Origin of the sequence: Niallia oryzisoli (assembly GCF_043641075.1) — a bacterium.
Classification (GTDB): Bacteria; Bacillota; Bacilli; order Bacillales; family Cytobacillaceae; genus Bacillus_BD; species Bacillus_BD oryzisoli_A.
In genome coordinates, this window is the sequence record NZ_JBHZRC010000018.1 from 36,212 (window position 1) to 48,151 (window position 11,940).

Below are 11,940 nucleotides of genomic sequence, written 5' to 3' on the forward strand. Positions count from 1 at the left end.
TAAAATTTAATGTAAGATTCGATGACATATATGATTGTTGCACTTGTCCATCAAAAGCGTCGTACTCCCAAATTGTAACAATTCCCCTTTTAAACCGTTTTCTATACAATAATAATATAAAGATTACGGCAAGGATGATGACAGTGGATGTTACCATGAAAAAAGTGGTTGAAGCAAGTTATTTAACCGCTGACTCGGCAGCGCAGTATAGGACGATATTAAGGTATTTTTATCACCAGCATGAAAGAATGAGAGATTTTATTGGACCTGAGGAAATATTGGAATACATGCAATCTATTCCGACCTTTTCAGATTATCAGGAAGAACAGTTGCATCAACAACTAGCGCAGCTAGTGAAATGGAATAATTTAATTGCCCGCCAGGATATGACAAATGCTAAAACGATAGAAGAGTATAAGAAAAAGCGTTTTCGCTATCAATCTACACCCTATACAATTGAAATTGAAAGAATGCTAGTTGTATTAGAGAAAAAAGTCGGTGACACCTTTCAAGGTTCATTAGAACGGTCACAATTTGATCGCTTGTTACAGGCCTTGACTATATTACAGAAAGAAATAGAGAATCACTTACCGAAAAAACCGGAAGAATATATGCGAATATGGGAAGATGTCTTTCTCTACTTTCAAACCATCCGGACGAGCACGGCTGACTATATTGCCTATATTAATAGTGAGAAGACAGATCAGCGGATGCAAACGGAAGCATTTCTAGTCTATAAAAATCAATTCACAGCGTATTTACGAGATTTTATTGTCTCGCTGCAAAAGACATCGCTGCAAATCCGCGAGCACTTGCAGGACATGACATCGGAGAAGCTTGGGTTATTTATACAAAAGTTAATTGAACATCGTCAATCCATTCCAAGATTAGAGGACGTCAGTTCATCTGTGAATGAATGGAAAATAGATTATGAGGAATACTGGGCTTCTCTAAGACAGTGGTTTTTAGGCTCAGGTGCTCAGCAAAGTGAATTGGATATGCTGCAATGGCAGACAAACGAAATGATCCGCAGAATGACAAGGTATGTACAGCGAATTGGAGAGAGGCAGCAGCATTTTCGCAGTCGAAAAAATGATTATCTTCATTTAGCCAATTGGTTTACGGAATGTTCCACTATCGAAGAATCACATAAGCTTTCTTCTGTTGTGTTTGGAGCCATGAACATTCAACATCTGCAATTAGAAGAGGGTACGACCGATATTTTACATGCTGATACATGGGAAGAGGACCCTATATTACTTACGTTGAAGCCAAGAACGAATCGCTATCGGGAAAAAACAAAACCGGGGGCTATGACTTCGAATAAGGAAAGGAAACAAAGGCAAAGAGAACAATATTTAGAAGAACTTAGAAGGGAGAGGGCCCTTATCGTTCAATATATGACAGAAGGAAATATCAAGCTGTCAACTGTTGGAAAAGTTGAGCCTTTTATTCGTAAGGTGTTGTTAAGCTGGATTGGAAAATCAATGGCTAGCAAAGAGAATAAAGTTAAAACGGATTATGGCATGATTGTAAAAGTTACCATCAAGCCTGAGAAAATGATTTTGCTTGAATCTGATGATGGACTCTTAAAAATGCCGGATGTTTGGTTTGAATTTGATGAGGCAGGTGAAGGACAACAATGAAGATAGAGCAAAATCTTCCGTTTGATGAAAAGGCAATCCAAGGGCTTGACCTATTATTTAATCATTATTGGATTCTAAGGACGGAGCATCCTGAATGGTATCAGTTGATACGGGAACGAGAGAAGGTTCTTCGCCGCTATATTACAGAAAAATTTGGTCTGAGGCTGATTTTCCATCAGCATTTTATTAAGCTTGAAAAAATACCCGTAGAACCGGAGCGGTGGATGGGGATTAAGGAATTTCAGGAACCGATGGATTATGCCATTTTTTGCTGTGCTCTCTCCTTTTTAGAAGGGAAATCTGTTGATGAACAGTTTCTGCTATCCGAAATGAGCCAGGAGATACAAGCCTTTTACCCGGGAGTATACCCGCTTGATTGGACCCTTTATATCCATCGTAAATCCCTTATCCGTGCTGTAAAGCTCCTTATGGATTTTCAATTAATCCGAGTTATTGATGGAGACATCGGTCGTTTTGATCATAATGAAGAACAGGAAGTATTGTATGAGGCAACGGTATACAGCCGCTATTTCATGCGCTCCTTTCCCGATGATTTTTCCAGCTTTCAGCATTGGAGTGAACTGCTCAAAGAGGATTGGAAACTGAATCAAGAGGATGAACGCCGTAAAAGAGTCTATCGAAAATTGTTCTTTTCACCTGGTTTACATCGGATAGACAGCCAAGATCCAGATTTCTTGTATATCCGGAACTTCCGTAACCGTTTGTCAGAGGATATCGAAAATCACAGTGATTATAAATTGCATCTCTATAAAAATACTGCCTTCTTATCAGTGGATAATCCTAAACAGTACCAGCAAGTATACCCTAATTCTAAAGCAGCAACGGATATTATGCTTCAATTCTCAAAGTATTTGCATGACCATCTTGATTGTTTTCACCCAAAGGAAAGTGGCGAGATCATCATGACGGAAGGAGAAATGAATGATGTTATGGAAGATCTTCGCCAAAACTTTGAGAAAGGCTGGTCCAAATATTTTCGTGAAAAATCAACAAATGCTGTTAGAGAGGAACTAATTGATGTGATGAAAGACTGGATGATGGCAGAAGTGGATGAAGAGAGTTCATTGATCAAGATAAAACCTCTATTAGGGGTATTGGCCGGACAGTTTCCAGCTGATTTTGAAGGAGGAAAAGCAAATGAAGAATAACAGGTGGGTCATGAACAGGGCCGGTCTGCTAAACTTTTGGTATTATGACGAAGAAATCTTCCATTTTCGAGAGGGGAAGCTACTGCTCCGCGGATCGAATGGTTCTGGAAAATCGGTCACCATGCAGAGTTTTCTTCCTGTGTTACTCGATGGAAAAAAGTCTCCTGACCGCCTTGATCCTTTTGGTTCCAAAGCAAGAAGAATGGAAGATTACTTGCTGGGAGAAAAGGAAGTAGTCGACCGCGATGAGCGTACCGGCTATTTATTTATTGAATATAAAAAAGAGGGTACAGAGCAGTACATCACAACAGGAATCGGTATGCAGGCGAAGCGCCATAAGAGCATTAAAACGTGGTACTTTCTCATAACAGATAATCGCCGAATCGGCATTGACTTTCATCTTTCTCAAATGTATGGGGAAGACAAAGTCCCGTTTTCTGCAAAAGAACTTGAAAACAGAATTGCAGGTGGTGGTTACCTCGTTCATTCGCAGCGCGAATACATGGATTTAGTCAATAAGTATGTGTTTGGTTTTCAATCCATTGAAGCTTATGAGGACTTGATTAAACTATTAATCCAATTGAGAAGCCCGAAACTTTCGAAGGACTTTAAACCAACTGTTATCTATGAAATTTTAGAATCGGCACTGCCGCCGTTAACGGATGATGAACTGCGTCATCTTTCCGAAACAATTGAAAACTTGGATCAGACTCAGCAGCAGTTGGAGCAATTGGAAAGAGAGTATGAGTCTATCCAAAGGCTTGAAGCCGTTTACGACAGCTATAATCGATTCATTTTAGCAGAACGGGCACACCAGTGGAAACTAGCAGAGGATAAAAGAAACAAGGCTGAAAAAAAGGTCGAAGAGTTTACAAATCAGTTCGAACAATATACCCAAGACATTGAACAACTATCAATGGCGAAAGAAAAGTATCAAAGCCAAAAACATTTAGCTGAGCGTGAGAAGGATTCTTTACAAGGCCACGAAGTTTGGTCATTAGAAAAAAATAAAACGGAAAAACTGGAACAGGCTTCCTCACTTAAGAATGAAATATACCAACTTGAAAACAAGTGGGAAGATAAAAATAAAAAGCTGTACACCTTATGGAAGGAAAAAGAGGATGCGGAATCAGAGTTATCGCGCTATGAAAAAAAGGCAATAGAGCTGCTTGAAGAATTAGCCATCGATGCCGATGAGGCTGCATTTCATCAGCATGATGTAAATGTTGAGGATTACGAAAGGTCGCAAACCGGTTCATTTGATTTTACCGTTTGGTTAAAGGAGGCCAAGGATCATCAAATAGTACTGGGCTCGCTACAAAAGCTTGCATATGAGGCGGAACGGGTAGAACAGGATTATCATCGTCTGCAGCGACTGTCTTCTGATAAGAGGAGAATCGTTGATGTGCATCAAAAGGAATTAGACCATCTTCAACAGTGGTTTGACGAACAGCATCAGGAGCTCGAAAGTCTCGTTTTTCAATGGATGGAACAGCATCCAAAACTGAACTATTCCGGTGATGTACGTCAGGTCATTGCCCGAACGCTGCAGGGACTTTATAATCGGAGCCGATTTGAAGAAGTGCGTGATAAGCTGTTTACCGCCATACATGCCTATGAGGCGGAAGTTAAAACAAAGGTCGTCGGTACGAAAGACCATCGGAATAGAAAGCTTGCAGAAATTCAGGAAACAGAAGCGGAGCTTAATCGACTCAAAACGCAAAAGATGATTGAACCTGACAGGGCGGAAGGAACCGTAGGATTTCGTTCCAAGCTGACGGAAGACGGTCAGGCATACCTGCCGTTTTATGCAGCGATAGAGTTTAGGGAGCATGTAACAGATGAGCAAAAAGAACGGATCGAATCAGCGCTGAAAAAAACAGGAATCCTAGACAGTTTGATCATGGATAAGGATATTTCGCCGGAACAAGATGCCGTAATAAGAACGGAGCCACAACTTCTCGGGTTTACGTTAGCAGACTATTTAGTCCCCGATTTGGACGATGACAGTCCAATTTCGAATGGATTAGTCGATGAAGTGCTGCGCAGTATTCCGCTAGAAAGTGATGCTAGCGGGTTTTATGTGGATGTGGACGGTACGTATTCGATAGGCTGTCTAAAGGGTCATGCACCGATGGAGGGGAGTGCTAAATTCATTGGCCGTACCTCACGAAAACGGCATCAACGTGAGCAGGTTCAGCTTTGGACAGAAAAGCTTATCAATCTGCAAACCGAGCTGGAAGGAATCAATACATCATTAAAAACCTTAGAAGACGAACTTCATCAAATTGACACATGGAAAAATGAACTTCCCGATGATCGTGATTTATTTGAGTTGCATGAACAAATCATAATGAAAATACAGACGTTAAGAAGCGAACAAGAATTGCTGCGAAGGATTGATGAAGAATGGAAGCAGGCATATGACATATTAAATGGGATCAAAAGAGATCTTCGTGAGCAAGGAAAACAGTTGAATATCGTTTTATCAAAAGATGAAATTGATAAAGCATTAACTTCTGCCGGAAGCTATGTAGATTTTCTGCATGAGTTTAAGACTGTTTCCGTTTATGTCTATTCTAATAGGAAGCAATTAAAGCTGATTGGACTAAGGATTGACGAAAGTGAAGAAGAATTGGATAGCCTAAAGGGCGAACAGAATAGTAAAAACACTCGATTGACACAAATCAAGGCAGAAATTGAATCGATTCAAAAGCAGCTTCAGTTAAAAGGAATCGATGAAATAAGAGACCGTATTCAAGAAGTACAACGGCAACTGAAAGAAGCCGATGAGCAATTAGATAAGATTAAAGAGACTCTACCAGAAAAAGCAGCTGAACAAAATCGATGTTCAGAAAGACTTGCCGACTACAAGAATGAACTTGTCTTCTGGGGAAATATGAGAAATGAATGGGCTCACATGGTGGAGAAGGAAATACATCGCGGTTTCTGTCAAGTGGATGGACAAGAAGCGTCAGCTATAGTAGCACAATATGAGGATGTCTTGACCAAATATGATCGTTCCAAGCTATTGGAGCAATTAACTAAAGCCTTTTACAATGAGCAAATGTATTTAACTGAATACCGCTTGTTTGAATTTACGGAAGATATCGATACACCTGAATGGTTTCGAGACGTAATCGGCGATCATTATGTTCCGTTTATTAATGAGTGGCAGCAATTGAAGGGAAGACGCTTGATTCAAATGGAATATCAAGGGCAAAGAGTAAGTCCTTATTATGTATCCTCTTGCTTACAAAAAGAACTGGAGGAGCAAAAAGGCTGGCTCGATGAACAGGATCGTCAGCTTTATGAAGATATTATTCTCAATACAGTTGGAAATATACTTCGAAATCGCATTCAGCGGGCACAGAGCTGGGTCAAGGAAATGGATAAAATCATGGCTGAACGTGATAACTCGTCAGGCTTAATTTTCTCGATTGCATGGAAGCCTTTGACAGCGGAATCGGAACAGGAGCTTGATACAAATGAACTTGTTCACCTGCTGCAGCGCAACAGTAAATTTTTAAGTGACGAGAATTTAGAACGCATTACGAAGCATTTCCAATCCAGGATAGCCAAAGCAAAAGAACTAATTCAATTACGAAATGAAGGGAACACCCTTCACCAGGTGCTAAGGGAAGTACTCGATTATCGAAAATGGTTTAGTTTTGTCCTTTCCTTCAGCAGGGTCAATGAGCCAAAACGGGAATTAACGAATAATGCTTTCTTTAAGTTCAGTGGTGGAGAAAAGGCGATGGCCATGTACATTCCTCTATTTACTGCGGCCTATTCGCGTTATAAAGAAGCTGGAGAAATGGCACCGTTCATTATATCTCTTGATGAGGCCTTTGCTGGAGTTGATGAAAATAATATTCGTGACATGTTTGAGGTCGTCGAACAGCTTGGCTTCAATTATATTATGAATTCACAAGCTCTTTGGGGTGATTACGATACCGTTTCTAGTCTTTCTATTGCGGAATTAGTCCGTCCAAAGAATGCTGATTTTGTTACCGTAATTAGCTACGAGTGGGATGGCAGGCAAAAATCGCTAGTCCTGGATGATTGGGAACAACAGGAGGAACTGGTGTTAAATGAATCCTAAGATACAATTGTTTAGAACAGAGCCTGGATTTCTTAAGTTGTTTACCCAGTTTAAGGAAAAGTACCGTTCACTTGGGAGGATTGGCGGGACTGTCAGCTTGAAATCTTTTAGCCAGATAGAAGTAGAGTCGATTGCCGGGTTCCTCGGTCAGCATTCAGACAAACTGTTGCAAAAGGGAAGTATTTCCTTACTTGAATTTGAAAAGGAATTAACACATACAGGCTTTTCTGATTACTCACTTTTTCAATTGTTAGAAGAAGTGCTTGGGGAAACTATTTTGTCAAAAAAAGAAGAGGTCGGACGGAGGCAAACAGAAGAGGATTCCTTCATTGAATCTCTTCTTCAGGCTATTCCAGACGGTGAATGGTGGCTGGATTGGATCCGGAAGAAAAGCGCCGATACAAGGTGGTTCTGGACTTATTATCAGGAAAATAAGTGGGATCTTTTTGAAAAAGTGACAGTAACCTTAAAGGCTTTTCATTCGCTCCCGAATGAAGGGGAATTTGAACGGCTTCCTTTCTTTGCGCAGCGTATAACGGGAAATCCGCATTATTTTGACCACAATGAAGCAACGGAAAAATTACTGCTTCATTGTATGTATGTGGACCAGGTTCGAAAAGGGAACACAGAAGCTGCGATACCGAAATCAATGGAGGAATTAAATGAACTGCTGAATGAGTATGGCCTCTTGCGTGATGATCTTTGGAACTTCGTCACCTGCCAAGGATTACTGGCCTCGAAAGGGAATGAGGAGCACCCGGTTTGGCAGTCTGCTGTTGAAACAAAAACGGTTCTCAATGTGCCGATAAAGGAGTTGGCAAAAGTGGATCGAATTTGGCCAGCTATCGGGGAGAAAGTATGGATTGTAGAGAATTCCAGTGTTTGTTCAACTATCATGGATGCTATTCCTGAAGCACCTCTTATTTGTACGCATGGCCAGCTGCGAGCCGCTAGCTGGGAACTGTTAGATAGACTTGTACATTCGAACTGTACACTTTTCTACTCTGGTGATATCGATCCAGAAGGAGTCTTAATAGCTGACCGTATGCAGAGAAGATATAAGAATCACACCATTCTATGGAGAATGGACATAGAGGCATATGAAACAAGCCTATCGAATATGGATATATCGGACAGGTTAGGAAAATTGGACCGTATTTCAACTCCTGAATGGACCGCGCTAATCAAGCTTATGAAAAAAACAAAAAAAGCAGGCTATCAGGAAGCGCTAATTTCAAGCTTAATCAGCGATATTAGGAGAGAACTTGAATAAACTTGGGAGAGGGGCTTCTTTGATTTAAAGGAGAAGATCCAGGGGGACGGGGTCCGTGGCTCGGTTTCTAATTGAAAAAAGTGAAGATTTTAATAAAAACAAATAAGGAAAGTCCCGTGGAGAATCTAATCTCTCACAGGGCTTTCCTTATTTTTTCTGAAGAGAATTCTCGTCCAATCCAACTCGTACATTACGGGCACGGATGCAATACCTGTTGTTCTTTTGGGCCGAGGAACCAGTACACGTGGTTCAGCCCTATTCTTCATATTCGCATATTTCACCGCATCTCGGACAACTAATAAAGGTGTCGTTTAAATTGAATCCTACATATCCATGTGTACATTCTTGGATGTCCCAGAGCGTTTCCCAATCAACTTCAAATGAATAATTACAATGCTTGCAATGAAATCCCATAGAGCCGTAATCAACCTTTTTCTTTTTCTTTTTTCTCATCATTAGTGCTCCTTAAAATAATAAATTTATTATACAATATTGCGATAACTACGGAGTTTTTCAGTTATTTTCGCCAAAACAATAGAGATATTTCGAATAGTACAAATATAACAATGATTGTAGTAAGATAAGAATGGCTTTAAGTGCAGCAGGTCTTCTAGAAGGTAGTGTGTTGAATATGCTAAAAAACTGTAATGAATCAGATTTTATTGAACTCAAATGGATTGCTTACGGTCGATTAGAGCCGATGGCGATCTCATTGTGGATGTTAATTACGACATTAGCGATGGCAGGGATTCCTTTACTGATGTATCAAATCGCTTCAACTGATATGTTCCTGCAATTTCATGATGGACTAAACAATCTGCTGCCGATTTTACGTACATCCTTTTGGTTTCAGTTGCTATTTTCTCTGTTATTTTTGATTCCTAAAGTAGCTTACAAATTTCAAAGAATACAAGTGTTTATCTTAAATTTTTGGGTATTGAAGGTATCTGTTGATTTCTATGCAGTCATTTATTTAATCTCCGTGGACCGTGTGCTTCCGGAAACTTTTACAACTACTTTGGTTGGGATTATTGTATTTGGACTATTGTTTACGTTTATATCAACGATTCGAGGGGTTAAAAGAGCAAGAGAAGGCCAGTTTCGAAAAGGTGGAAAACTGCTATATGATTTTCAAAATTCTAAGCTGTATTTTAGAACATCGCTTGTTTTTGGCATCACCATGATTAGCGGCGCTATCGCAAGGCACTCTACAGGAGTGTTTTCTGTACTTTTTTTCCTGATATTATGCATTATCATACAATTGGGGATTGGATTAGCCTACCCTGAGTTTTTCTTGCTATTGTACTGTAAAATACGATTCACATCTTTTATTATCGAACCCAGAGCTTCATCAAAAAAGAAAAAACAGTCTATAAAACAACCACTGTCTCTTAGGTCTTTATGGAGAAAGAGATCCGTAAAAGTTTGGGTCATTTCGTTCGCTGGTTCTTTTATCCTTTTGACTATTTATCAGGTCATTGGAAAACTGATAGGAAAACAGAAATACCCATTTTCTGAGTTATGGGCAGGCATTTCTATTCTTTCCTTTGGCGTGTCATTGCTAGTTTTATTGATTATGTTTATTGTGAAAAAAATTAGGAAGCAGTAGAGTGCTTAAAGGTTCAGTGAAATTATAAATATGGGGATATGCTATGAATATAAAAATGCTTATTTTAGATGTCGATGGAACACTTACGGATGGTAAAATCTATATCGGTTCACAAGGGGAATTGATGAAAGCTTTTAACGTAAAAGATGGGTTAGGAATTGTTAAAGCTCAGACTCAATATATTGTTCCGGTGATTATTACGGGTCGTGAATCAGGAATAGTTGAACAAAGAGCAAAGGAGCTAGGAATAACAGAGGTCCATCAAGGGATAAAAGATAAGGTTCCGGTACTAAGACAAATAGCTGATAGGTATAAATATGGCCTTCAAGAGCTCGCCTATATTGGAGATGATGAGAATGATATCGAATCCATGAAGCTATGTGGATTGGTAGGGTGCCCAGCAGATGCAGCAGATTCTGTTATTGAAATGGCGGATTTTGTCTGTAAAAGAAACGGTGGAGAGGGCGCAGTAAGGGAATTCATAGAGTATTTGTTACTTGAAAATAATAAAAAAGGTAAGTGAAAAAATTTAAGGAAAAGCGGGGACGGATTATCTGTTGAGGCTATTCATTGTTAGATAGTAGAACGTCCCGCATTTCACCTAAATCGAGTCCTAGTTACATGAATTTTTCCTCATCCTTTGGACTATTCAACATCATTTTCTCTAACTCAAGCTTCATTTTCTCCGTTTCAATGAGATAGTTTTCATGTTTAAGTTTTTCCAATTCTACTTGATCCTTTACCATACCAGCTTTTATTTTCATCTGCTTTTGTAAATGGGTGGTAATAATAGCGGTGATTGGAATTCCAAATACCATAATAACAGCAATCGTTCCCGTCATAACAGCCCCTCCATATATTGGAATACGTATACTTATAGTAATAATAACAGACTTTTCTGTAGACGGGAACATTCTGTGCTTTTGTTATGGTGCGACTGCTGTGACCTTAGGGAATTTAGAAAAAAGAAAAGCGGGATGGCATGTTCTGACAAATATCTTGAGATACATAATAGGGCTTGTCGTACCAATTGGATTCAGGTTATATCCTACGCAATTTAGATTCATTTTACTATTCTCAGTAGTTCGGACCATCCCCACAATTCCCACATACTTATTGTAACCTGGACAATTCATCCTTTTTAATCCGTACTGTTACATATTCGTCCACTACCGCATTATTACCATTTCCTCGAGGTGCATGATTTTCATAAACATACATACCGTCATTTACTACTTTTCGCCTTGTGAATAAAAGGAAAAGAAAACAGATAACAGCTAAAATAATGAAAATAGCCAACAGGTTTATCCAGTAACCGACATAGGGATTGTTTATGTAGGCATCCATAAGGTGCGCTCCTGAGGCTTTAAAGGCTATTAAATAATTACAGATTGAAACAAAAAACAGAATAACAGATCCAATAACCGAAATAAATAAGATCATTGCTGCAATATTTCTCATCCCTCAACTCCAACTCCTGTGCAACATCATTGTCATTTATTATATCAAAATAAAACTGGCGATTCTGCTACTAAAGGGAAAGATTTCTGAAAGTTCAGTAGTACTATTTATTGTTTAATAACCGCAGTTTTGCCTATCCATTTCAATTCTGGTTTCTTTTTCATCAATGGGCCGCAGTGAAGGGTTCCCTGGATCGGAAAACAGTGGGATTCTCAACTTCCTTTTTGTGATGACAAAGCATCGGCTCCGGTGCTTCAACTATTGCTTCTTTATTAATGCTCAGCAGAGACGGTTCTCACTTCGGGAGTGTCTTGGCTAACCTCTACTCATCGTTATTCTGGACCAAGGACCCGCCTGGCGCCTATCTTATGCCCGTGGAGCTGAATTCAAAAGGCAAAAGGGAATCAAGCCGCCTATCTGATGCCCGTGGAGCTGTATTCAAAAGGCAAAAGGAGATCAAGCGGCCCATCTGATGCCCATGGAGCTGAATTCAAAAGGCAAAAGGGAATCAAGCGGCCCATCTGATGCCCGTGGAGCCGAATTCAAAAGGCAAAAGGGAATCAATCCGCCCATCTGATGCCCGTGGAGCTGTATTCAAAAGGCAAAAGGAAATCAAGCGGCCCATCTGATGCCCGTGGAGCTGAATTCAAAAGGCAAAAGGGAATCAAGCGGCCCAT

General features: G+C 39.9%; 9 protein-coding genes. 6 read left to right on the forward strand and 3 right to left on the reverse strand.

Annotated elements, in window-relative coordinates; all coding sequences use genetic code 11:
- Positions 1–143: 143 nt before the first annotated feature.
- Genes ACHUFV_RS25420 through ACHUFV_RS25435 form a run of 4 tightly spaced genes read left to right on the forward strand, consistent with a single transcriptional unit; the run spans position 144 to position 8,193 of the window.
- Complete coding sequence (locus ACHUFV_RS25420; protein WP_394239147.1) at positions 144–1,646, forward strand: TIGR02677 family protein; 1,503 nt, start codon at positions 144–146, stop codon at positions 1,644–1,646.
- Entirely contained in the window at positions 1,643–2,815 is a 1,173-nt protein-coding gene (locus ACHUFV_RS25425; RefSeq protein WP_394239149.1) for a TIGR02678 family protein, read from the forward strand. The genes ACHUFV_RS25420 and ACHUFV_RS25425 overlap by 4 nt, the downstream gene beginning before the upstream one ends.
- The gene (locus ACHUFV_RS25430) at positions 2,805–6,920 is read left to right on the forward strand and encodes a TIGR02680 family protein (RefSeq protein ID WP_394239151.1); all 4,116 of its coding nucleotides are present in this window, start codon (positions 2,805–2,807) and stop codon (positions 6,918–6,920) included. The genes ACHUFV_RS25425 and ACHUFV_RS25430 overlap by 11 nt, the downstream gene beginning before the upstream one ends.
- Positions 6,910–8,193, forward strand: a complete 1,284-nt coding sequence (locus ACHUFV_RS25435) for a TIGR02679 family protein (protein WP_394239153.1) — start codon at positions 6,910–6,912, stop codon at positions 8,191–8,193. Before ACHUFV_RS25430 ends, ACHUFV_RS25435 begins: the two co-directional genes overlap by 11 nt.
- A gap of 255 nt (positions 8,194–8,448) precedes the next feature.
- On the opposite strand, the gene ACHUFV_RS25440 is transcribed toward ACHUFV_RS25435, so the two are convergent.
- Positions 8,449–8,646, reverse strand: coding sequence for a hypothetical protein (locus ACHUFV_RS25440; RefSeq protein WP_394239155.1), 198 nt, complete (start codon positions 8,644–8,646; stop codon positions 8,449–8,451).
- Between the two features lie 133 nt (positions 8,647–8,779).
- On the opposite strand from ACHUFV_RS25440, the gene ACHUFV_RS25445 reads away from it, so the two are divergent.
- Positions 8,780–9,802, forward strand: coding sequence for a hypothetical protein (locus ACHUFV_RS25445; protein WP_394239157.1), 1,023 nt, complete (start codon positions 8,780–8,782; stop codon positions 9,800–9,802).
- A gap of 43 nt (positions 9,803–9,845) precedes the next feature.
- Entirely contained in the window at positions 9,846–10,325 is a 480-nt protein-coding gene (locus ACHUFV_RS25450; RefSeq protein WP_394239159.1) for a KdsC family phosphatase, read from the forward strand.
- Positions 10,326–10,419: 94 nt separating this feature from the next.
- On the opposite strand, the gene ACHUFV_RS25455 is transcribed toward ACHUFV_RS25450, so the two are convergent.
- Positions 10,420–10,644, reverse strand: coding sequence for a hypothetical protein (locus tag ACHUFV_RS25455; RefSeq protein ID WP_394239161.1), 225 nt, complete (start codon positions 10,642–10,644; stop codon positions 10,420–10,422).
- 271 nt (positions 10,645–10,915) lie between these two features.
- On the reverse strand, positions 10,916–11,263 hold the full coding sequence (locus ACHUFV_RS25460) for an Asp23/Gls24 family envelope stress response protein (protein ID WP_394239163.1): 348 nt from the start codon (positions 11,261–11,263) through the stop codon (positions 10,916–10,918).
- Positions 11,264–11,940 lie beyond the last annotated feature (677 nt).